23 protein-coding genes are annotated in these 23,251 nt (G+C 46.6%); 18 read left to right on the top strand and 5 right to left on the bottom strand.

What is annotated here, in order from left to right; genetic code table 11:
* Nucleotides 1-16: 16 nt before the first annotated feature.
* On the bottom strand, nucleotides 17-790 hold the full coding sequence (locus CA600_RS25495) for a tryptophan-rich sensory protein (protein ID WP_094873954.1): 774 nt from the start codon (nucleotides 788-790) through the stop codon (nucleotides 17-19).
* Nucleotides 791-1,292: 502 nt separating this feature from the next.
* On the opposite strand from CA600_RS25495, the gene CA600_RS25500 reads away from it, so the two are divergent.
* Both CA600_RS25500 and CA600_RS25505 read left to right on the top strand, forming a co-directional pair.
* Nucleotides 1,293-4,379 carry a DEAD/DEAH box helicase gene (locus CA600_RS25500; protein ID WP_094873956.1) on the top strand — a complete coding sequence of 1,029 codons (3,087 nt, stop codon included), beginning with the start codon at nucleotides 1,293-1,295 and terminating at the stop codon, nucleotides 4,377-4,379.
* A 32-nt stretch (nucleotides 4,380-4,411) separates the two neighbouring features.
* Nucleotides 4,412-5,215, top strand: coding sequence for a hypothetical protein (locus CA600_RS25505; protein WP_094873958.1), 804 nt, complete (start codon nucleotides 4,412-4,414; stop codon nucleotides 5,213-5,215).
* Between the two features lie 100 nt (nucleotides 5,216-5,315).
* Here the strand turns inward: CA600_RS25505 and CA600_RS25510 are convergent, their stop codons facing one another.
* Nucleotides 5,316-5,990 (bottom strand): GTP pyrophosphokinase, encoded by a 675-nt coding sequence (locus CA600_RS25510; RefSeq protein WP_256990013.1) that lies wholly within the window; start codon nucleotides 5,988-5,990, stop codon nucleotides 5,316-5,318.
* A gap of 305 nt (nucleotides 5,991-6,295) precedes the next feature.
* Between CA600_RS25510 and CA600_RS25515 the strand changes: the two genes are divergently transcribed.
* Genes CA600_RS25515 through CA600_RS25530 form a run of 4 tightly spaced genes read left to right on the top strand, consistent with a single transcriptional unit; the run spans nucleotide 6,296 to nucleotide 8,891 of the window.
* On the top strand, nucleotides 6,296-7,078 hold the full coding sequence (locus CA600_RS25515) for a zinc ribbon domain-containing protein (RefSeq protein ID WP_094873962.1): 783 nt from the start codon (nucleotides 6,296-6,298) through the stop codon (nucleotides 7,076-7,078).
* Nucleotides 7,079-7,111: 33 nt separating this feature from the next.
* Entirely contained in the window at nucleotides 7,112-7,930 is an 819-nt protein-coding gene (locus tag CA600_RS25520) for a TrmB family transcriptional regulator (RefSeq protein WP_094873964.1), read from the top strand.
* Nucleotides 7,931-7,952: 22 nt separating this feature from the next.
* On the top strand, nucleotides 7,953-8,255 hold the full coding sequence (locus CA600_RS25525) for a hypothetical protein (RefSeq protein WP_094873966.1): 303 nt from the start codon (nucleotides 7,953-7,955) through the stop codon (nucleotides 8,253-8,255).
* A gap of 42 nt (nucleotides 8,256-8,297) precedes the next feature.
* Nucleotides 8,298-8,891, top strand: a complete 594-nt coding sequence (locus CA600_RS25530) for a xanthine phosphoribosyltransferase (RefSeq protein ID WP_094873968.1) — start codon at nucleotides 8,298-8,300, stop codon at nucleotides 8,889-8,891.
* A 100-nt stretch (nucleotides 8,892-8,991) separates the two neighbouring features.
* Here CA600_RS25530 and CA600_RS25535 read toward each other — a convergent pair whose 3' ends face one another.
* From CA600_RS25535 to CA600_RS25545, 3 genes are all read right to left on the bottom strand, one after another.
* Nucleotides 8,992-9,948 (bottom strand): diacylglycerol/lipid kinase family protein, encoded by a 957-nt coding sequence (locus tag CA600_RS25535; RefSeq protein WP_094873970.1) that lies wholly within the window; start codon nucleotides 9,946-9,948, stop codon nucleotides 8,992-8,994.
* Between the two features lie 110 nt (nucleotides 9,949-10,058).
* Nucleotides 10,059-10,397 carry a DUF4870 domain-containing protein gene (locus CA600_RS25540; RefSeq protein ID WP_094873972.1) on the bottom strand — a complete coding sequence of 113 codons (339 nt, stop codon included), beginning with the start codon at nucleotides 10,395-10,397 and terminating at the stop codon, nucleotides 10,059-10,061.
* Between the two features lie 161 nt (nucleotides 10,398-10,558).
* On the bottom strand, nucleotides 10,559-11,506 hold the full coding sequence (locus tag CA600_RS25545; protein ID WP_256990012.1) for a serine hydrolase domain-containing protein: 948 nt from the start codon (nucleotides 11,504-11,506) through the stop codon (nucleotides 10,559-10,561).
* 469 nt (nucleotides 11,507-11,975) lie between these two features.
* Between CA600_RS25545 and CA600_RS25550 the strand changes: the two genes are divergently transcribed.
* The 12 genes from CA600_RS25550 (at nucleotide 11,976) to CA600_RS25605 (ending at nucleotide 23,225) form a co-directional block, all read left to right on the top strand.
* Nucleotides 11,976-12,164 carry a hypothetical protein gene (locus tag CA600_RS25550; RefSeq protein ID WP_042123803.1) on the top strand — a complete coding sequence of 63 codons (189 nt, stop codon included), beginning with the start codon at nucleotides 11,976-11,978 and terminating at the stop codon, nucleotides 12,162-12,164.
* A 398-nt stretch (nucleotides 12,165-12,562) separates the two neighbouring features.
* Entirely contained in the window at nucleotides 12,563-13,609 is a 1,047-nt protein-coding gene (gene coxB, locus CA600_RS25555; RefSeq protein ID WP_042123804.1) for a cytochrome c oxidase subunit II, read from the top strand.
* Nucleotides 13,610-13,736: 127 nt separating this feature from the next.
* Nucleotides 13,737-15,584 (top strand): cytochrome c oxidase subunit I, encoded by a 1,848-nt coding sequence (ctaD, locus tag CA600_RS25560; protein WP_094874004.1) that lies wholly within the window; start codon nucleotides 13,737-13,739, stop codon nucleotides 15,582-15,584.
* Complete coding sequence (locus CA600_RS25565; RefSeq protein ID WP_094873974.1) at nucleotides 15,581-16,207, top strand: cytochrome (ubi)quinol oxidase subunit III; 627 nt, start codon at nucleotides 15,581-15,583, stop codon at nucleotides 16,205-16,207. The genes ctaD and CA600_RS25565 overlap by 4 nt, the downstream gene beginning before the upstream one ends.
* Nucleotides 16,208-16,212: 5 nt before the next feature.
* Nucleotides 16,213-16,539 (top strand): cytochrome C oxidase subunit IV family protein, encoded by a 327-nt coding sequence (locus CA600_RS25570; protein WP_042184535.1) that lies wholly within the window; start codon nucleotides 16,213-16,215, stop codon nucleotides 16,537-16,539.
* Between the two features lie 82 nt (nucleotides 16,540-16,621).
* The gene (ctaG, locus tag CA600_RS25575; protein WP_094873976.1) at nucleotides 16,622-17,542 is read left to right on the top strand and encodes a cytochrome c oxidase assembly factor CtaG; all 921 of its coding nucleotides are present in this window, start codon (nucleotides 16,622-16,624) and stop codon (nucleotides 17,540-17,542) included.
* Between the two features lie 26 nt (nucleotides 17,543-17,568).
* Entirely contained in the window at nucleotides 17,569-18,033 is a 465-nt protein-coding gene (locus CA600_RS25580) for a DUF420 domain-containing protein (RefSeq protein WP_042123812.1), read from the top strand.
* An 869-nt stretch (nucleotides 18,034-18,902) separates the two neighbouring features.
* Nucleotides 18,903-19,631: a hypothetical protein gene (locus CA600_RS25585; RefSeq protein ID WP_094873978.1), complete on the top strand. Its 729-nt coding sequence runs from the start codon at nucleotides 18,903-18,905 to the stop codon at nucleotides 19,629-19,631.
* Nucleotides 19,632-19,691: 60 nt separating this feature from the next.
* Nucleotides 19,692-20,087, top strand: coding sequence for a GntR family transcriptional regulator (locus CA600_RS25590; RefSeq protein WP_094873980.1), 396 nt, complete (start codon nucleotides 19,692-19,694; stop codon nucleotides 20,085-20,087).
* Nucleotides 20,088-20,106: 19 nt separating this feature from the next.
* Complete coding sequence (locus CA600_RS25595) at nucleotides 20,107-21,036, top strand: ATP-binding cassette domain-containing protein (protein WP_094873982.1); 930 nt, start codon at nucleotides 20,107-20,109, stop codon at nucleotides 21,034-21,036.
* A gap of 4 nt (nucleotides 21,037-21,040) precedes the next feature.
* The gene (locus CA600_RS25600) at nucleotides 21,041-21,943 is read left to right on the top strand and encodes an ABC transporter ATP-binding protein (protein WP_094873984.1); all 903 of its coding nucleotides are present in this window, start codon (nucleotides 21,041-21,043) and stop codon (nucleotides 21,941-21,943) included.
* On the top strand, nucleotides 21,936-23,225 hold the full coding sequence (locus CA600_RS25605; RefSeq protein ID WP_094873986.1) for an ABC transporter permease: 1,290 nt from the start codon (nucleotides 21,936-21,938) through the stop codon (nucleotides 23,223-23,225). Before CA600_RS25600 ends, CA600_RS25605 begins: the two co-directional genes overlap by 8 nt.
* Nucleotides 23,226-23,251: the final 26 nt, after the last annotated feature.

Genomic DNA, 23,251 nt, shown 5'->3' on the forward strand with positions numbered 1-23,251 from the left:
CCCGCCATTTTATATATTAGAATCTAGGACTACTGTACCTGCTGCGGCGAGGTGTAAGCACTAGCCAGATGCTGTAGAGCAGCAGGATGCCTGCTGTAATTAGGCCAGTTAAATAGACATTGCTGGCCTCTTTTTGTTCCAAGGCAATCGCGATGAAAGCCCATACGAATACGAGTGGATAGATGCTATCTCGGTAAGGATAGCTGACCACAACCGCAAGCAGAGTCCCCACGCAGAGCAGGATAACGGCCCAAGTGCTACCGCTAAGGCCCCAACCTTCCCAATGATTCTTCTCCAGAACAACGCTGACGTTCACGATAGTGGCCACAGAGATCCAGCCAAGGTATATACTGAAGGGCAACTTTACAAGCCAGTTCTCGCCTGGAGTAGGATTTGCAATCAGGCGTGTTTTTCGATAAATGACAATTAGTGTGATTAACATTAGCACCATAGCAACCAGAGAAAGCTCGATGTATAAATACTGCCAGAGGAAGAGCCAGCTCATATTAAAAATACAGCTCAGAACAAACCAGAACTGAATCGCCCTCACAGAATCTCTGGAGGCTGTATAGGAGCGGAATTGATAAATAACGAAGCCGGCTAACAGTAGATAAATCAGTGACCAGATGGAGAAAGCGTAACCAGCAGGGGTCATGTAGGTATGATATTTGTCGGAAATTTCACCGGTACTGTTTCCACCTAATGGCAAGGTCACTGAGAGTACATTGACAATAATCACACCTAGAAAGAACAGAAGATTCCACCACTTATAAGGATTATAACGTCTCAAAGAATTCACTCCCTAGCTTTTTTAATAGGGTAATACCTACTTAAAATATACCCGCTTTCAGCACAATTAAGACTATAAACAAGAAAAGAAGTGACTAGTCAGTCATAATATTCATGGATAGCATGGTAGTGGTGAAGGGTATTTTACGATAGTGGCTAGAACATTTGTTAAAAATATGCTGAAATGAATCAAATTTCATAGGTGTTTCTATGTACTTCAACTTTATTTGCATAAAAATCTACAGAAAATATGCAGAAACGTTTTTAAATCAGCGCTTTTTCGTATAAGATGAAGAGATGAAGATTCAAGAGCAGATAAGTTTTATCCTAGTTCTTTATCCTTATATTTCTTACAGGAGTGTATCTCATCTCTAAAAGGATGGAGAAACTACTTCTACTTGTATAGCTTCAAAATTTTATTTCTCGTGAAAAAGGTTGCAGTTACCACCTGATGGTGGCGGACTGGTTCTTTTTTTGCTTGCTTAAAAGACAGGAGATCACCGATGACTAAGCATCTTTATGCAATATGGTTGGGGGATGTGTTATTTTGCTTCTCTGGCGAAACTTCGGAGCCGAAGGTTGACGCTTGGACCCGAGTGGTGAAGCGGCTGGAGCTGCAGGGAGGAGTTCGCCCTTTTGCGAGTGCTGCTCTGCGGCTCGCAGAAGTGAAATATCCGGCTCCTCCTGTAGAGGGGAAGCCGGCACGCCGTGGATTGCCCGGAAGAACATTTGAAGGGCTCGCCTTAGTCCCTAGCGATGCATTTGAACTGCTTCTGGCATGGGATGAGTCGTTATGCCGGGATCAGGGAGTAGAGCCTGGCGGCGAATTGCGCTATTGGGCGGCAGCAGCTCGTTTTGCGCTGGAATTGATGGGTACAGGAGGCGTTACGCCTGGAGCCTTGCCCCCACGTCCGGTAGGTTCACGCCGGCGTGGTGGTGAACAGGCAGCAACGGTCTGCTGGTCACCAGCTTTTCGAAAACAGGAGGATCAGGAGATCTTTCTGCAACTAGCGGCTTCCATGCCAGTATTGGCACTCGGGACACATATCGCTGAGGCAGGTGACTTATCCTCGCGGGAAGAGGCTGGCGCCTATGTGCTTTACTCCTTTATGCAGGCGGTAATGACTGCAGAGATAAAGAAAGTGATTGCGGGTATTGAAAGTGAACTTACCCCTTACAAAGCTAATTATCGCCGGGGTTACTCCCCTTTAACTGAGCTGTGGTGGAATAGTCTTCTTACAGGCAGCCGGGATATACCCGTGCAGGGAACCCAAGCAGAAGTGGCAGATCTTCTGGCTACCGTGAATGAGACAGCTGGTAGCGATGTGCCGCAATCAGAACCTGTAGAAGCACGGAGTGGACAGCTGGGTCTAGGGCTACGACTTGAGCCACCTGGAGATCATGATGAAATTTGGCGTTTAACCTTCTGGGCGGAGAACAAGGAAGAAGGGGAATTCTGGATTCCGGCAAAATCGATTTGGAGCAGTAAGGAACGAGAGTTTATGTTATGGGGGAAACGCTATCGCAATATACAGCAGCAGCTTCTTATAGCGCTGGGCCGAGCGGCAAGAATCTCTCCAGATATAGAGCGCGCTCTTTCTAAGCCTGCACCTACGGGAGCGGAATTGGAACCAGAGCGTCTTTATTTCTTTTTGAAGGAGACGGTGCAGCAGCTGCGTGAGCGTGGAATAACCGTGCAGATGCCATCGCGCTGGAGCCGTGAGGGACGCCGCCGGATTGGCATGAAGATGAAAATGCAGCCGGTAGTGAGCGGGATTGATAGTCCTGCTCCAGTGGCTCTTGGGATGGAAGAGCTGATTTCATTTCGCATTGAAGCCTCACTTGGGGAGAGTACAATCAGTGAAGAAGAACTAAACGCACTGGTGGAGGCTGGCGTACCTTTTGTACGTTTCCGCGGAGAATGGATTGAGATAGATCCTAAAGAAATTCGCCAGGTTCTTAGATATATGAAACGCCATGAAAATGGGGAAATGACCGCAGCCGATTGGATGCGTCTAGAAGCTGAGGATGGTGAAGAGCGGCTCTGGAAAGGGATGTCGGTCACGGGGATGGAAACATCCGGATTATTGTCATCGCTGATGCGGGGCGACATATTGCGTAATCTTCCAGTGCGTCCCGTACCTGAAGGTCTGCACGGCACCCTGAGACCTTATCAGGAGCGTGGCTATCAATGGCTCTCCGTTCTCAGTGGTCTGGGATTTGGGGTATGCCTGGCCGATGACATGGGTCTCGGTAAGACGGTGCAGGTCATTACCTGCCTGCTGGACCGCGCTTTAAGTGCCCCACCTGAAGAAAAGCAGGAGCCTGTGCTGATTCTATGTCCAACCTCACTTTTGGGGAACTGGCAGCGGGAATTGCAGCGCTTTGCGCCTTCGCTTAAAGTTCACATTCATCATGGTGGACGCCGCGTGCGGGGGGATAGCTTTTTAGAACTGGCTGCCAGTCATGATATTGTATTGACGACCTATCATTTAGCGGGTCGTGACAGCGAGGATTTAGCGAATGTTCAGTGGTCCACCGTGGTGCTGGATGAAGCTCAGTATATTAAGAATCATCGGACGAAACAGGCGCAAAGTGTGATGAAGCTATCAGCGCCGCATCGCATAGCTATGACGGGGACACCAGTAGAGAATAGATTAGGCGAGTTATGGTCTATTTTTCACTTTTTAAACCCGGGCTATTTAGGGACCTACCATTCCTTCCGGCAGCGTTATGTATCAGGAGAGGGTGGAGAGCGACTAAGGGAATTGCATCGCTTGGTATCACCATTCTTGTTGCGCCGCTTGAAAAGTGATCCGGATATTTCTAAAGATTTACCGGAGAAGCTGGAGCTGAAGTCTTATTGCCCGCTGACGGAAACACAGGCAGTCCTATATCAGGGTGTCGTGGATGAAATGCTTGGCGTGATCGGAGAGAGTAGCGGGATGGCTCGCAGAGGACTCGTGCTGTCTTCTCTAACGAAATTGAAGCAGATTTGTAATCATCCTCAGCTATTCCGCAAAGAAGAAGGCAGGGGTCCGCGAAGTGAGCATTCCGGTAAAATGGAGGTCATGTTCGAGATTCTGGATAGCATTGCGGAGGTCGGAGAATCTGCGCTGATCTTTACTCAATATGTAGCGATGGGTGAGCTCTTGGTTAGCAAGCTGACTAAGCGTTATGGAACAGCACCGCTGTTCTTGCACGGCGGAATTCCAAAACGGGAGCGCGACGAGATGGTTCATGATTTTCAAGAGGGAAAAGGGCCGTCCTTCTTCGTACTTTCTTTAAAAGCGGGTGGCGTAGGGTTGAACCTTACAAGAGCTAATCATGTCATCCATTACGACCGTTGGTGGAATCCGGCCGTTGAGAATCAGGCGACAGACCGGGCATTCCGAATTGGTCAGGATAAGAATGTTCAAGTGCATAAGTTGATTTGCCAAGGAACGTTGGAAGAGCGTATTGATGAATTGATTGAGCGTAAAAAAAATCTTTCCGAGCAGGTTGTTGGCTCTGGCGAAACATGGTTGACTGAAATGTCCAATCATGAGCTGAAGGAACTTATTGAACTGCAGGATCAGGACTGGATGTAAGACAGATATGAGTGTTACGGAGGGATCGAACAATGAGTGAACGGTTAGAGATGCGGCTGGAAGTTGTGCCTGGATTAGTAAAGGCAGCATGGACGATGCTACCTGGGAAAGTGACAGGAGGGTCTCGGTCGAAGGGTGAATTGAACGCCAGCGCGCCTGCTCAGGAACAACAAGCGGATCGACCTCTCTCTCTGAAGGTTCCGGTATGGCATGCTTCCCGAAGAAAAGAAATTTTACGAAGTCTGGCACTAAGTCCTGGGGAAGTATTTGCCTTGCTGCAAGGGCGTTTGACGGGTGAGCTGGCAGAGCTTGAGCTTTTACCTACGGATAGTGAGCTGGAGCAAGCCCTTTTTGAGGGTGAAGGTGTGGAGTATAAGGCGGAGACTTTGAAGCTTATTAAAGAACGTCTTGCTGAAGAGCCACTGCTGGCACTTTCGCTCAGAGGATTTACTAAGGGAGAGCTCTTGGACGGAATTTTTGCCCTTTGGGCTGAAGGGGATATTTCTAGCGGCGAAGCTAAAACAGAGGAAGAAGAAGCCTCGGTTAGTGATCTTTCTACTGAATTGGCTCGGCTTGAACGCAAGGGTCCGGCCATTTCCTCTGGAGAATGGCTGGCAGAAGCGGCTGCTGAAGGTTCGCTACATCAGCCTGGGCCACAGTTCCATGAGATTGCGGCTAGACCTTTTCCTTCGCCGGTAGTAGTAGCTGAAGTTACAGAAGACTGGGGAGCGTTGCTACCGCAGACACCTAAAGCCATTGAGGGATTAACTTTGATAATGCAGCGGGTTGCAGAAGCGTCTGCGCGTCGGGCGAATAAGAGTCTGATTAAGCGGTAAGTGAAAATACGAAAGAGGCTGTCTCAAAAGTAGTGAATGCTACTCTTGAAACAGCCTCTTGTTTTGCCTAATTATCTAACAGAGTTTCTGGTTAGTTATTCTAATGCTGACCAGCAGGAGGCGATTCTCCTTCTGAAAGCTCTAGAATCTCGCGGCGAAGACGAAGCATTTTTTGATCTAGTTCATCAGCGGCACGCGCGGCTTCTTTTAGTTCATCAGCGACATGGGAAGGCAACTGCTTATCGAATTTATAATACAGAATATGTTCCATGCTTGCCCAAAAGTCCATAGCAAGGGTACGCAGCTGAATCTCAGCCTTGACCCAGCGTGTTCCTTCCAACAGGACGAGGGGGATACCGACTATAAGATGAAGACTTTGATATCCGTTTGGTTTAGGATGAGCTATATAATCTTTAATCTCAAGCACGCGGATGTCTTCGCGTGTACTAAGATGATCTACTAAACGGTATATATCTTTAACGAAGGCACATACAATCCGCATTCCGGCAATATCGTGAATGTATTGCTCCATATTTTCCAAGCTGAAACCGTAGCCTTTACGCTCCATCTTTTGAAGAATGCTCTTTGGTTCTTTAATCCGGCATTTGACATGTTCGATAGGACTAAAGCCGTCGCGGGATTGCCATTCCGTCTTGATCACATCAATTTTATTCTGAAGATCATTTAACGCGTGGCGATAGAGTGCTGGTAAGGCTTCGAACTCGTTAACCAGTTTGGCGAAATCCTCGTTGCTGTTACCTTGCCACTGTTGCAGATCCTTTACGTGTACCTGTAGCTGACTAAGCGTAAGCTGTGTGCTCTCATGTTCTTCCACTGAAACTCTCCCGATTTCGTTATTTGTGATAATTCTATTTTAACCGATGTAGAACCCCTGACGCAAAATTACATTCAAAATCAGGAAAAATAATCCATAAATGTAAGGGATGAGTGGCTTAAATCAATTAGTATGGATTTTATAGGAACATTCTCCTCTAAATCGCGTATTAAAGCACATTAATGAATCTACTCGATACATTTGGTATGATAGAAACACGTATCGCTGGAGAGGGAGGAACTGTAATGAGTTTTATCAAAAAAATTAAAGATAGCGCGAGCCGGGTTACCGAAAAAGCCCAAAACTCAGTAGAGATCGGCAAGCTGAACGGACTTATTTCCGATGTTGAACAAGAGATGGAAGTTGAATTTACGAAAATGGGCAGACTTTTTTATGAAGGATATCGTTCAAAGGATATGTCGGTTGCTGAAGGTAAAATGGTGGAGCTGTCCCGTAACTGTTCCAAACTTCAGGAAAAAATCGAAGTCCTGCGGACACGAATTGCTGAGCTGAAAAATGAGCGGTTATGTCCATGTGGTCATATTGTGGCGCTTGATGCAAACTTTTGTCCGAAATGCGGAAGTAAGCTGGAGCCATTGTCCGCTTCGAGAAAGGTGCCTTCTACACCGGTATTTGTTCAATCTGTGAATGAAGATGATGAAGATCAATATTATGGCGCAGATGAGCTTACGGATGAAGAGAAGGAAATTGCAATGAAGCTGCACCCGCAGAGTGTCGTATATGCTGAAGTTCAGCATCTGGATGATGAGCTGCCATTTGAAGAATATAAGGCGAGCGAACAAGATATTGAGCGGGAACGTAAACAAGCCGATCAGCTGGAACGGGAAAGAAAAAGACAACTTGAACTAGACCGTCGCTTCGGCGAATGGCACAAGAATGAGCATCAGGAGGAATCTGCGGTCACTGAGGACAATGGTGTACGAGATATGATCCAGTGCCAAATCTGTCGGAACGAATTACCTAAGGGCTCCTTATGGTGTCCGCGATGTGGGTCAGAGCAAATATAGAACGGATTTCAGTCAGCTTAGGGGGACAACAAGATGGAACAGCTGCTGCTGCATCTGCGCAATCTGGGCTTCACGGAGATGGAGTCCAAAATTATGGTAGAGCTTGCGACAAAAGGTCAGGCTTCTGGCTATGAGGTTGCCAAACAGCTCGGAGTTTCAAGATCGAATGTGTATGCGGCGTTACAACGCCTTACACAGCAGGGATATGTACGATGTGGCGAAGGAGAACCTGCGCGGTACAGTGTTCTCAATCCAGAAGAGCTCGCGACCATGATCTCGGGACGGGTCCAAGCTTCACTGGCTTATATGGAAAGTGAGATGCCTCGCGGTGGACCTGTTAGCCCATCGTTTTATAATGTGGAAGGTGACCGCAATGTATTGGGCGCTCTTATTCGCCAACTTAATATGGCTGAGCAAGAGATCGTAGTGGATATGTGGCGTGAGGAAGCGTCACTTCTGCGGAGTGAACTTGAACAGGCGGAGTTGCGAGGCGTTAGACTCTTATGGGCGTTTGACGGTGGCAATGCTGCTCCTGCCGCCTATCCGGTATGGCCGCCTCTCGGAAGAGATTCTCAGCGAACAGATGGACGGAAATTTTCATTCGTGATTGATCGGAGCTGGTGTATGCTCGGGATGCGCTATGAAGATGGATCGGCGCAAGCGGTTGTAACCGAGCACCCGGTCTTAGTAGATCTGCTATTGAATCATTTTGCACAGGAAATGGTGTTGTTCGAGCTGGAGCAGGATATGGGCGCAGAATTAGAAGAGCGCTACGGCGAACGTTACAGCAAAATTCATGGCAAATATGTGATGCATGATCAAAGTGATGATGGGGAAAAACAGGCGCAGTAGCTATTATAGGGAGGTGAAAAGCATGGAATGTATCGTACATTTTGAAGTGGTGCATGAGGATGGTCCGAAGAAATTGCGTGGACTTCTGTTTCTGGATAAGGGAGCAAGTCCCGGAGAAGCAGAGCTAGTTGAAATGTTCAAGGACATGAAATTTAACGTGAGACTGGAAGACCGCGAGAAATTGATTTTTAAGCCGGTAAATCCGGGCGATTTCGTGGAGATTCGAATTACGGGTTATGATAACGGGCAAGAAAAGACCAAAGATGATCATAATTTAAAATCTATCGTTGGAAATTTATTACCACAGAAACCGACAGGTCTTTAAAGTGGGAAGAAAGGTTTCATTGATGGGAGAAGGAGGAGCACTATGGAGCTGTTGAGACAAAAAGTGTTGAAAGAAGGAATTGTACTCGGGCAAGGCGTGCTCAAGGTAGATTCTTTTCTGAATCATCAGATGGACCCCTTCCTAATGCGTGAAGTTGGCCGTGAGTTTATCCGCCGTTTTTCCGGCGAAGAAATTACGAAGGTACTGACGATTGAATCTTCGGGAATTGCTCCGGGGATTATGACGGCATTAGAGCTGGAGGTTCCGCTGATTTTTGCCCGTAAGCAGAAATCGTTGACGCTGACAGAGGATATTTATGTAGAGAAGGTATACTCCTTCACGAAGAAAGAAACGAATGAGATTACCGTTTCGAAGAAATTCATTGCTCCGGGTGAGCGGGTTCTGATTGTCGATGATTTTTTGGCGAATGGCGAAGCCGCCTTCGGACTTGCTCGTATTGTTGAGCAGGCAGGAGGAAGTGTGGTTGGGATTGGTATCGTGATCGAAAAAGCGTTCCAGCCAGGGAATCGGCTTCTGCAGGAAGCTGGCTACCGGGTAGAATCACTCGTGCGGATCGCTTCCCTGGAGGACGGAAGAATTTCTTTCGTCGAAGAAGAGGAAGGGCTACTCAGCTAAGATTCTTTAGTGTAGATTCGATGAAGTTAACAAAAAAACAGCAAGAGACAAGGTTGATAAGCCTGTCTCTTGCTGTTTTTTTGTGATGCACCGGTATGGCTTACCCGTTGCCACCGCATGCCGCTGCAGGATCGGCGTGGCGCTGCGCGCTAACCGCCGCCAGCGGCGAGAGCACCCGCAGCGCCCCTGGCTCGCAGCGCACGGCAAGCGGCCCTTTGCCGAAGCTCTCGCCATCGCCGATCGCCGGCCGGGCCTCTGCGAAGTTGACGGCTACGCTACGTCCACGCAGCATGGACACGAAGGGCAACGCTACATGCTTGCCCTTCAGTACCGTGGGGAACAGCCGCAGCAGTTGCCCGCGGCTGCACCCATGCACGACGCAGACGTCGAGCTGGCCGTCATCGGCCTTCGCCTGCGGGCAGATCAACAGCCCGCCGCCGTAGCTGGGCAGGTTGCAGACCGAGACCAGCCATGCCTTCTCAAAGACGTGCTCCGTCCCGTCGCACGCAACGCTCACCCGGCATGGCTTAAACGTCATCAGCGTATGCAATATGCCGATGATATAAGCCAGTTGGCCTGCGCCAATGGCATTGCACAGCCGTTTGTAACGGCTGGCATTCACATTCTCGGCCACCTGAGCATCAAAGCCGTTGGCAACGGCTGTTAAAGTCAGTCCGTTTGCGCCTGAGATCAGATCGGCTTCGATATACCGTTCGCTAAGTGCAGCTTCCAGCGCGGCTTCAGTCGAAAGCGGAATGCCGAAGCCGCGTGCGGAGTCGTTACCGGAGCCGGCAGGGATGATTGCCATGGGAATGTCCTTGCCACGAAGGGCACCCAAAATGCTGTGCAGCGTGCCATCGCCGCCGATTACAATCGCGGCTTTCCAGTCCTCACGGTGTTTAATTGTATTTAGAACAAGGGCTTCTGCACCCTCTTCGCTATGCGTAAACAAGGTCATATATGGCAGCATCCGCTCTTTTATGAGCGCCTCTACAGTATGCCAGGTCCGTCCGCCTGCGCCCCCGCCGGAGCGTGGGTTTATGATGATTAGATACATTTAAATTCCTCCAGCCTGTAGAATTCCTTGATGCCCGTCTTTCCATTGTAAGGAGCGGATGGGCAAAAGGGAATACTTTTCAGCGATTAGAGGTGTTCCTTCAGTGGTGTTTATAGATGTCGAATCTGACTTTCCGCTACATCCCCAACCCAAGGAAGCTTATACCATCTGCTACTTAAAGCTTGATAGATCATAAGTAGCCATATAGCAAAACTGCAAAGAGAAAGGATTGCACTCATTAGGGCGCCAAGGAAAGGGATAAATCCGGTTAGAACATGGAGAATCATCAGCACGCCGAACGTAAGCAGTGATTGCAACGCGTGGAACAGCACGAAGCGGTTGCGTTTCTCCAGAGCGAGAAAGACCACGCCGCCGATAAAAGGGAAAAAATAGCACAGCGCGCCCGCAATATTATCGGGCAATCCGGTGGATGATTTGAAAGGGGACAAAGGGCTCACTCTCCTTCTACTTGGAGAAGAAGGGGGTTAGTTCACTACTCCTTCTTCCTTAAAAGCCTATGACTTGTCAGGAAAAAGTATGTTTAGCTCATTGTGGGTATAATATACTTTTCGAGCAGCTTGCGGGGGCTCTTCCAATTGTTTGTCTTACTCTATGCTGTAAAGACCACAACCGCATCTAACTTAGGTAGGAGAAGGATTTGCTGTCCACCATGACCGTGGGCAAGCTTGTAGGGTTGGCCGCTCATCGTACCCACCCAGAACTGATATCCGTAATCTCCAAAAGCCGGGTATCCGGTAGTCTGTGCGGTTAGTGCTTCTTGGAGCCAATGCTTCGGAATGATCTGCTGCTTCGCAAATACGCCGTTATTAAGCAGGCAGATTCCAAATTTAGCCATATCTCTTGAGTTCAAGTACAGACCAATATGTCCCATACTATGACCTTCGGGACTCGGTAACCAAGCCGTGTGAGTCATTCGGAGAGGGCTAAATAAATGCTCAGCAGCATAAGTAAACGCATCTTGACCTGTAGATTCACTTAAAATCATCGAAATCAAATGGGAGTCGATACTACGGTATTGAAATTGACCGATATGTTCCGGAATTATGTTCATACTAAGAGCAAAGGAACCCCAGCGGCGACTACGATGGAGATTCCGGACGAAGGGCTCCCCAAGCTTCTTGCCCGTGATCCAGCTAAATCCGGAAGTCATGGTAAGCAGATGACGGAGAGTGATTTTTGATAAATGAGGGGAGTGTAGGTATGGAACATGTTTACGAAGTACCTTGGAAACCGAGACATCGATATCAGGGATATCTCCCCGATCGATAGCGATTCCGGTAATTGTGCTGATAAAGCTTTTAGTCGCAGATCGAAGATCATTTAATGCCCCGGCATGATGGTTTCCGTAATAACGTTCAAAGATGAGCTTGCCATGGCGAGCAATAAGCATACTATGCATCTTTGGATATTCTTTCTGAATAGCATAATCAGCTTGTTCAAGGCCTTCACGGCGCGTTGCAGTTTCCTCAGGTAGCGCGATAGTCATCGCGGGAACTACGTTATAGGATGAAGTCAGTAATGGTGTGGGTTGGCCCATAGGATCTCTCCTTTTCTTGCTGTGGTATGTGTTAGGTGTGGCCTGCTATAGAGCATAATGTATTTTAACCCGACACGAGCAATATGACTTACGAAGAACATTATAAAAAATAAAAATTTTCCAATTAGCACATTTTACAAGGAAAGGTGGAAGTTGGACCGGAATATGATACAATATAACGATAAGGCCCGAAAGGGGTGATTCAGTAAGTGGCTCTTCGGGTAATAAAAGTGTCAAGGAGCTTTCGTTCAACAGGCGTCCTTACTCTCAGCCCAAATCACGACGAACCTGCTTCACCGGCGAACCAGTATCTCAAGGCTTTGAAGCTTTGAATTTTACGTTTTGGCGGATAATGCAAGCCACGTATGTGTAATGGTTACTTCACTTGCATTCGAGGTTACGGCGTACTTTTCATCATGCATTCTCTACAACGGAGCATTCATTTTCAATGTTTTGGGAGGGAACGATCATGGCAAGTAAAGGTCATAACGAAGTCAAGGAAAGTTTACGGGAAATGACACGTATTTTCCGGCCCAAAGATCCCAAGAAATTCGTAAAGGAGTACGTCCGAAAATATCGGATTACCGGAGGCTATGAAGAAGAACTGACCATGGTCGTGGAGCATGAGCTGGTAAAGATGAATTCATCCGTCTCCTAGCTAACAGATACGAGTGTCACTTACTTTTGACATCATTTTGAGTAATAACATCCACGAGGATTCTTATAAACCGTGCCCGAGCAGCGTTTGTTGCAGGAATCGGTTTTTTTTGTATGTACATTTATGAATAAGAAATATCGTCTCTCATAAAATAGTCAAATGAATTAATAGACACATTTCGTAATGAATGCGCTTTAATGATCATTTTTTATTTGATTGCGTTTTCAAAAAATGCGCATAAATGCAGGTAGGACAAGGAATTATTATGTCGAAAATTACAATGTGAACTAGTTGTGAACGATTGACAAAACTTTCCCTTAAACTTATATTAATAGTGATTGTTATAATTGACAGAAAAAAACAGGAACCTACGAAATCGGGAAAAGCGGGGTAGATCAATGATGAAAACGTGGCAGGCTGTAAAGCGACTCCTTCCCATGACCGCTATGTTTGGTCTCTTTCTTGCCGGGTGCGGCCGTGAGGACTTGTCAGTACTCAGACCACAGGGTCCTCAGGCGGAAATGTCTTATGGATTAATGGAGCTGTCGATCAGTATTATGATCGTCGTGTTGCTGATTGTCTTTACGATTGCAGCTTATGTACTGATCCGTTTCCGTCGAAAGCCGGGTCAGAATGAAATCCCTGAGCAGGTTGAGGGTAGCATCAAGCTTGAGATTCTCTGGACGGTCATTCCGCTTATCCTCGTAGTGGTACTGGCAGTTCCAACGGTGAAAGCAGTGTTCGCCGCAGGAGATGATCATGCCAATGACAAGGATGCGATTAAGGTTAAAGTAACCGGCCATCAATATTGGTGGGAGTTTGAGTATACCGATTACAAGGTGACTACAGCGCAGGATCTGATTATTCCAGTAGGCAAAGATATTGCTTTTGAACTGGAGACTAAAGACGTGCTGCACTCCTTCTGGGTCCCTTCTCTTTCCGGTAAAATCGACACCAACCCAGCCGGGACGATTAACCGCTTCAGCTTCAGTGCACCTAATGAAGGCGTTTACCGTGGCAAATGTGCGGAACTATGCGGGCCGTCTCATGGATTCATGGAGTTTAAGGTAAAATCGGTTAGTGAACAAGATTTTCAGAAGTGGATAGATTCGATGAAAGCACCCGTAGCTGTGCTGCCAGAGGATCCTGCTTTAGCTGAGAAGTTCAAAGCGGCGTGTCTGACTTGCCACGCTGTAGGTGATCAAGGGATTAATAATGCGCCGAACTTGACCGGAATTGGTTCTCGGGAGTCGATTGCAGGAATCCTGCTCAACGACGACACGAGGGAGGATGGTGCGCCAATTGAGGAGAATCTCAAAACATGGCTGCATGATCCACAATCCGTAAAACCGGGCAATCTGATGCCTAACCCCAAAGATCTAGGCCTAAGTGATGCGGAGATTGATGGCATTGCTGAGTATCTGGCCAACTATAAGCTGGACTAATGCCTTAGCCTAAAGGCGGGCGGAACTTTCGAAAAAGGGGGTACGAACTTTGGCTCAAGCAGCGCATACCTTGAATTCATCCAAGCCTCTGGGGCATGGCCACAGTGTGAAGCGCCATACAGGACTTATGGATTGGCTAACAACCGTCGATCATAAAAAAATCGCAATTTTGTACCTATGGGCCGGAGGATTATTTTTTGGTATCGGTGGAATTGAAGCACTTCTGATTCGCTGGCAACTCATCAAACCAATGAATAATTTTTTGGATGCCCAAACGTTTAATGAACTTATTACCATGCATGGTACGACGATGATATTCCTCGGCGTCATGCCAATCATCTTCGCCTTAATGAATGCTGTCATACCGCTACAGATCGGTGCACGTGATGTAGCCTTTCCTTTTCTAAATGCACTTGGCTTCTGGACCTTCCTGTTCGGCGGAATTCTACTGAATCTCAGCTGGATAATGGGTGGCGCTCCTGATGCCGGATGGACCTCCTACACCCCACTATCTACGAGTACATACAGCACTACACACGGTGTAGACTTTTATACGATTGGTCTTCAAATTGCCGGATTAGGTACCCTCATCGGGGGGATTAACTTTCTAGCCACGATCATTACGATGCGCGCGCCGGGAATGACCTACATGCGGATGCCGATGTTTGCTTGGACTACATTTATTACTTCCGCAATTATTTTGTTTGCATTTCCGGCAGTTACAGTAGGATTAGTACTGCTGACATTCGACCGGATACTTGGAGCCAATTTCTTCGAGGTTGGGGCTGGCGGTAATCCGGTGCTCTGGCAACATATCTTCTGGATATTTGGGCATCCAGAAGTATATATTCTCATTCTGCCTGCCTTCGGAATTATATCGGAGGTTATCCCGACTTTTTCGCGGAAGCGACTGTTCGGGTATAGCTCAATGGTGTTCGCTACCATCCTGATTGCCTTCCTGGGCTTCATGGTTTGGGCTCACCATATGTTCACTACCGGACTTGGACCAGTAGCTAATGCGTTGTTCTCTGTATCGACGATGTTGATTGCGGTTCCGACCGGAATCAAGATTTTTAACTGGTTGTTCACGATGTGGGGCGGGCAAGTGCGTTTCACGACACCAAACCTGTTCGCGGCAGGATTCATTCCTACCTTTACGATGGGTGGCGTCACTGGCGTCATGCTGGCTTCTGCGCCTGCTGACTTTCAGTTCCATGATACGTATTTTGTTGTAGCGCATTTCCACTACGTTATTGTGGGCGGATTGGTGCTTGGCCTGTTTGCAGGTCTGCATTACTGGTGGCCGAAAATGTTTGGTCGGATGCTAAGTGAAAAGCTGGGCAAATGGACCTTCTGGACATTTATTATCGGATTCCATCTGACATTCTTTGTACAGCATTTCCTTGGACTTATGGGGATGCAGCGCCGGGTATTCACGTATTTGCCGAATCAGCAATTCGATTTGCTGAATTTAGTCAGTACAATCGGTGCTGGATTGATGAGTGTTGGCATGATTATCTTCTTGGTCAACATCTTCCTGACTTCAAGAAAGCCGGCGGATGCAGCAAATGATCCGTGGGAGGATGGACGTACACTAGAATGGACGATTCCTTCGCCGCCACCGGAATATAACTTCAAGCAAACCCCGCTTATCCGTGGGATTGATGCATTCTGGAAAGAAAAAATGGCAGGAAATAAAGGCATGACTCCGGCAGAACCGGTCGGCTCGATCCATATGCCGTCTGCAACTATATTGCCGTTTACTATGTCTGTTGGGATTTTCATCGCTGGACTTGGCTTCATGTTCAGTCGGGACGACTTCGGCAACGCCTTTATGAGCTTTATGTTTAATAATTATATCGTTACAGCCATCGGTCTTATCATTACGTTTGGATCCATGCTGTTGCGTTCGCTGTATGATGATCATGGATGGCATATTGAACCTGAAGAGCTGGAAGGAAGTGAGCGGACATGACAACGGCACATGCAGAAGCTTCTAAGGAAGAATTGCCTCACGAGCCGGAAAAAGCTACGCTCGAAGGACGAAACAAGGTTCTTGCCTTTTGGTTGTTTCTAGGTGGGGAAGCGGTATTGTTCGGCACGTTGTTCGCTACGTTCCTCGCATTGCGTAATCAGACGAATGAGGGGCCATCGGCGAATGAACTGTTTCACTTGCCGCTTGTAGCTGCTGCGACATTCATTCTTTTGGTAAGCAGTTTGACGAGTGTGTTCGCTATTCAAGCGATGCATAGAAACCGTCCGGCTGTGCTTCGTAACTGGCTTTTGGTCACTGTAGCCTTAGGGCTTGGTTTCCTGATTCTGGAGATCTATGAGTTTACTCAATATGTGAGACACGAAGACTTCGGAATGACTACAAGTGCATTCAGTTCGGCATTCTATACATTAGTAGGATTCCACGGTGCGCACGTAGCTTTCGGGATTGCATGGATCTCCATCCTGATCGGGCAACTCATGCGTAAAGGATTAACCGTAGTTACTGCACCAAAAGTGTATGTGTCAGCCATGTACTGGCATTTTATTGATGTGGTATGGGTCTTCATCTTTACGGTTGTATACCTACTTGGAAAGGTGGGCTAGACACTATGACGACAGATCAGCATGTGCCGGAGAACGACGGGTATAAGCATCGCCATCGGCATGAAGGGCCACAAAGGCATATTGTTGTCTTTATACTGTCCATTGTCTTGACCTTAATTGCTTTCGCCGCTGTTGCGGCTGGAGGCGTGAATGCGACCTTTGCGGTTATTCTACTACTGGTGATGGCAGTCATTCAGGTTATTGTGCAGATGGGCTTCTGGATGCACCTGAAAGATAAAGGACATCTAATCCCGATTATTTTCATGCTGGGTGGTTTTTTTACCGCCGGTACCTGTATTATTATGTCGCTGTATTGGGTTTGGTGGAATTAACGGACTATAAAGAAAGAGGCGGGCTGCGATGCCCCCTCTTTTTGGTGTTTAACTAGATCCTGCGCTAGGAGGGGTTAGGGTTATGCTCGGATTACAATATTTTAGCTTTGCAGAACTATGGAGCCCGCTTTTTCTGGCGGTTATGCTGCTGCTGACGGCGGGTTATTTCGTTTGGATTGGTCCGATTGCTGGACGTTATGCGGATTCAGTTCCGGTTCCGTTCTGGCGAAGAGCACTATTTGTGTGCGGAATGCTTGCGCTTTATCTGGCACAAGGCGGTCCTGTTAGCTTATTAGGACATATGATGTTTTCATTCCACATGGTTAGTATGGCCTTATCATACCTAGTGGCAGTGCCGCTAATTATGCTGGGGATTCCAGATTTTATGTGGCGCAGCCTATTGAAAGTAAATCCCTTTCGTCGGCTGTCTTTCTTAGCTCGACCGGTGGTAGCTGCTCTTATGTTTAATGGACTATTTTCCTTGTACCATATTCCTGTTATCCATGATTATGTGATGCTGCATTTTACCGTTCACCGAATCTACTATATTGTTTTATTCCTAACCGCTGCCTTAATGTGGTGGACATTGATCAATCCGCTACCGGAGCGCCGAATGGCGAGTGGACTGGGCAAGATTGGGTTTATTTTTCTAAATATGGTATTGCTGACACCAGCATGCGGACTGATTATTTTTGCAGATCAACCGCTCTATGCTACTTACAGTGATCCGGAGACTTGGGCACTTGCCATGGGCTATTGTATATCGGGTGATCCTTCTGCCTTACTTCAGAATTTTGGGGGTCCTGCGTTCTTTGAATTGTTGTCACCAAAGGTGGATCAGCAGGTGGGAGGGATCGCGATGAAGTTCATTCAGGAATTTATTTTTGCCTCTATGCTTGCTTATGTGTTCTATCATTGGTATAAAAAAGAGAACGGACAAGAGGGCGATGAATTATCGACGCCTTCCTCAGCACTCGAGGAGAGCACCTTGACCCGTGCATAACTGGTAGACTGCCAAGGAGGAGAATCATGGATATTTTTACGGTGTTTCCAACTATTAGCACATCGTTCATCGTGCTTAGTGCGGTGCTCGTAGCTATTGGCTGGTGGCTCATCATTAAGGGCAAACGCGAGGCGCACAAGAAGACGATGATTGCTGCCGCAATCGCTGCGCTCCTGTTTTTTATTGTTTATGTCTCTAGAACGTTGTTCGTGGGGAACACCTCATGGGGCGGACCGGATGAACTACAGACGATTTATCAAGTGTTTCTGATCTTCCATATCGTGCTGGCAACGGTAGCTGCGGTATTCGGACTTACTACATTAACTCTTGGATTTAAAGCGAAGTACTCCAAGCACCGTAAGTGGGGCAGAGTGACATCTATAATCTGGTTCATTACTGCGATTACTGGCGTTATGGTGTATGTGCTGCTTTATGTTCTGTATCCAGGTGGACACACCAAGCCGGTGTGGGAAGTTATTTTGGGCGCGTAGGTTAGCTGTGTGAATAGAGCTTGTGATTGGCGTGTGAAAAGAGCATGTGAATATGCGTGCGAATCGTACGTGAATTTGTGTGAATAGTAATGAAGTAAGCCTGTGTATCTGCTTGTTCCTAAATAGGGATAGTGGATGCCAGGCTTATTTTTAGGGAAAACCTCCCTGAAAAGAGATAAGTTTTGATCTCGAAAACGATAATTAGGGAATTTCCCCCTGTATTTTAACCGTTTTAGCTCTAAAACGTAGAATTGGGTGAATTATTAGGGAGAAATTCCCTAAAAACGTTGATTTCAGGCAAAATCCAAGTAATTTGAGGGAGATTTTCCCTAATTGTTGATCTACTTCACATGATGTCATACCTCAGATTGATCTGACCCAGCTCGCCTTCACCCCTCGCAGTTGCATCTGGCAGTTACACCCACCGAGCGATCCCATCCACCCAGTAGTAGCACCCGCCAAGCAGTCGCACCCACCGAGTCTTCGTATCTAACCACAAATCGCATCTACTCAACACCCCTCCACGAAGGAGCAACAGCCCCCACATCCTGCAACCTACAACTTATAGGCGAAGCAACAATGAGGTAATCTCACTCCGCATTCTTCGCATACATTAAACCTTTCCACATGCAATGCTTAACCCTCTGATTAGTTAATCCCAATAATGATCAGCCCTCATGCGTGTAAGGTCTTCTCCAAAGGAAGGGGAGCGAATACCTCCTAATCTCTTTGAATATTTACCATTTACAGGATTGACAATGGTAAATTAGGGACATATACTGTGTATATAGATATATACAGTAAGCACAGGGATATGAACACCTGCTTCCCGAAGACGCTGAAGACATTGTAAAGCGAGGTTAGCATTTATGAGAACAATAAGGGATTCGTGGTTTATCGTCTGCTCTGATTTTAGAGGAGACAAATTAAAAGTATTTGGAACACTCATAACCACAATTATTTTTATGGGTTATCTGGCTGGAATGATGAGTTTGGTAACAAATGACGTGCTAGCTAATCAAGATCGGACAATGTTAGCAGATTTTTTACTTCTCTCATTAATGCCGTTAATCGGAGTCTCATTCTCCCGTCGTTCTATGAAATATTGGAGTGAAGACTCCTACACAAGAATGTTGGCTTACTTACGAGCTTTACCGATTCCTGTGACAGTGGTATTAACTCGGAGAAAGTTTCAGGCGATAGGGTCCTTTACTGTGAATGGTGTATTGTTCTTCGGAATTGTCTATATGCTCGGTGAGAACTACCGCAAGGGGATGACATTACCGGCGTTTATTGCTTTTGCTATAACTTGGATCGGTGTAGGACTCATTGTTTCAGGCTTATATATTTTTATCGAATATCTATTTAGCGGAAAAGTTTATCTAGGGCTAACCGTGCTAATCGTAGTGGCATCTTGGGCAATATCGTTCCTGGTTATGCTAGGGGGAGGCAACCTATTCTTGTATAGCATCTCGCTTTCTAAGGAATGGGGGCTGCTATCCCCGATCATGTGGGGCACACTTCTGCTAGGGACAATATCCGTGCAATTATTCTCTAAATGGACTATCCATCGACTCAAGAGTCGCGATCTCGTATGAACAATCTGAAATGGCAAGGACGGCGCTCTAGCAAGCTAGAGTGGAAGGCGAGGTGTAAACATGTGGATACCCGTACAAATCAACGAAAATAGTGCTGAACCCCTCTACCATCAGATAGAGACTCAGCTTAGATCATTAATCATAAGTGGAGTTATTACAGAAGGTACGCTGCTCCCCTCGATTCGTGAGTTTGCTGGAGACCTGAAATGTAGTGTGATTACGGTACGACGCGTGTATCAGGATCTAGAGAACGAAGGGTTGCTACGAACAAGACAAGGAACAGGTACCTTTGTATCCCATGTAGGTGCCTCTGCGATGGAGGAATATAAGCGAGAGACGATCAGCAAAGCGCTTGAGAGTGCAGTAGACATCGGTCGATCGGTACATTGCAGCAAGGAAGAGCTTGAACAGATTTTTCTGGAAATTGTAGAACGTAAATATAGAGAACAGGAATGAAAGGTGGGCGCTTACTCAGATGGTACAGATGGCGATAGAATTGCGGAATGTACGTAAACAGCGGCGTAGCAAGACAATTGGACCGCTAAACCTGAATCTGCCTCAAGGATATATCACAGCTTTGGTAGGTCAGAATGGATCTGGTAAAAGCACGTTACTGAATCTACTTCTACAGCTGTCGAACCCAGAGGAAGGTGATATTTATTGGTTTGAGAACAAGTATGATAACGAGCTGCCTATAGAGCTGCGACAATCTATTGCTTACGTCCCTGAGAATCCGATTTCAGAAGAGAATCACTGGAATGCGGAACAAGCTTCCCGATTTCGAAAGCATTGGTTTCCAAACTGGGATGAGTCGTATTTTCAGGATCTGATGGATCGCTTTGAAGTTCCGTATCATATGAGGCTCTCGAAGATGTCTAAAGGTGAGCGTCGGAAATTTGAAATTGCCGCAGCTCTTGCGTCACGCCCACGTCTGTTATTACTGGATGAGCCCTCTTCTGGCCTTGATCCTTTTGCCTGGAAGATTATGATGGAGACGCTTCACAAGTATATGGAAGAGACGGATGCAACGATGATTATCTCTACACACATTGTGGAAGAGGTACGGCGGCTGGCAGATTATATCGTGCTTATGCATAGGGGTGAACTGCTGGGTATGGCCGAAAAAGACAGTCTATTCGGTGCTTGGACTGAAGTGTGGGTGAATATTGCAGATGAAGAGGAGCTTGCTGAGTTATCAGCGGAATTACCGGGAGGCATAAACTTTGCCATGGATACACCGGGTGTAGCTTCGTTTATCATAGAACAATTTTCTAAGAACGAGAAACGCATTCATGACTTGGGCGTAAAAGTTATCAAGAGTCGCATTTTGGAATTAGATGAAATATTGGGTTTATGGACACAGGGATACCGTCCTATCCTGATTGATCACAAGAGAGGGGACTAGAGAAATGGAAGCCTTAAAGCTGGAAAGTGTAATGAAGCAATATGGAGAAAAAACCGCTGTAAACGGAATTAATTTATCGGTAGGCAAGGGGGAAATTTACGGATTACTGGGGGCAAATGGTGCTGGAAAAACAACCACAATGCGTATGGTGCTTGGCCTAATTTACCCTGATGGCGGGAATATTTTATATAATGGAAAGCCTTATAACAGCGAACTCCAGCAAATCATGGGCTATCTGCCCGAAGAAAGAGGATTATATCCAAAGGTAAAGGTAAGCGATCAAATCGTCTACTTGGCACGTCTGCGCGGGATGTCGGCTAGTGATGCAGATAAGAGTCTTCGCTACTGGCTCGATCGGTTTGAGGTTCCGGATTATTACAATAAGAAGATTGAAGAGCTCTCCAAAGGGAATCAGCAGAAAATGGGCTTTATCGCCGCAGTTGTTCATAAGCCGCAAATTCTCATCCTTGATGAAGCCTTCAGTGGTTTGGACCCTGTTAACGTGGAACTACTGAAAGATACGGTAAAAGAATTGCGTGATCAAGGAACAAGTATCTTATTCTCTACTCACCGGATGGAGCATGTTGAAGAGCTTTGCCGTAATATTACGATTCTGGATCGTTCCAATACTGTCGTGCAGGGCGATATTCGTACGATTAAGAGTGGGTATCCTCGTGAACAAGTATTGTTGCGTACGGATAACGAAGTGACTGGTCTAGAATCAATTGCAGGTGTAACAGCAGTACAGCGACAGGAGAGAGGTTATCTGCTGTCAATCAGTGAGATCGGCGCAGCACAACGTATCCTACAGCAGGCGATGGCGCAGGGTGAAGTGGAGCATTTTGAAATTAAGGAACCAACGTTAAATCAAATCTTTATCAGAGCGGTGGGTGAATCTCATGAATAAGATGGGGACAATTATTGGCTTTACCTTTAAAAATAAAGTAAGAACGAAATCATTCATGATTACTACGTTAATTCTAGTGTTGCTGCTCAGCATCGGGATGAATCTTCCGTATATCATCGATCAGTTTAAGGGTGATTCTAAAACAAACGCAGAGACTCAAATTGCTGTGATCGCGGAAGATGGAAATCAGGCTGCAGAGTTGTTGAAGGCATATACTTCACCTGAAGGAATGCCGCAGGCGAAAGTTGTGCAATATACTTCTGCCGATGATGCGGAGCTAAAGAAAGCTTTAGATGAAGGGACTGTAGAGGGGTATGTTACTTTTGCAGAATCGACTGGTGAAGGACTTCCACCCGTTACTTATTATAGTGAAAGTGGTGAATTGAAGGGCGATGTACAAATCTATCTCCAAAATGCCCTTCAGCAGGCCAACACCCAGTTCGTTGTTGGCGACAAGCTGACACAGGAGCAGATTGCTGCTATGTCAACACCGGTACAGATAGCTACTCAGCAGCTCAACCCTGATGGGACTGCGGGAGATAAAGATGCGTCGCAGGAATCCGCTCCAGCTATTAATTACGTTATTGTATACGCCATGCTTATGCTGTTCTTCATGTCTATCATGATGACTGGTAATATGATCGCAGCTGAGATTACTTCGGAGAAGAGCTCACGGATCATGGAGATTCTGATTACTAGTGCCTCACCGTTAGCGCAAATGTTCGGTAAAGTTATCGGAGTGTTCTTAGTAGGATTATTACAAATTGGCGTCATTATCGCAGCGGTAGTCGTCAATCTTAAGCTTCCGCATAATGCAACGATTTTAAAAGATTTAGACCTGGATTTAGGCCAGTTTAATATTAACTTGTTGCTTTATGGGATTGTTCTTTATGTACTGGGTTATTTCCTCTATGCCTTGATGTATGCAGCTGTAGGTTCAATTGTCAGCCGTACAGAGGATCTTGGCCAAGCGGTTATGCCGATTATGATGTTAGGATTCGTAGCATTCTATGTTCCACTATTCAGTATCTCCAATGCGGATACTCTGCTGGTTAAGGTAGCGAGTTATGTGCCGTTCACCTCTCCATTGACCATGCTGCTCAGAATTGGTGTCGGTGAAGTAGCGATTTGGCAAGTTATTGTGTCATTAGCCATCCTGCTTGTTACCACGTTCATCTTTGGATGGTTGGCTGCCAAGATTTATCGCACGGGCGTATTGATGTACGGTAAACGTCCAAGTATTAAAGAGATCAGAAAAGCGATGAAGGCTTACAAGATCTAAGTGGCTTAAATAACTTTTAAGGAGTG

This window comes from Paenibacillus sp. VTT E-133280, from assembly GCF_002264385.1.
Lineage (GTDB): Bacteria > Bacillota > Bacilli > Paenibacillales > Paenibacillaceae > Paenibacillus_AQ > Paenibacillus_AQ nitricinens.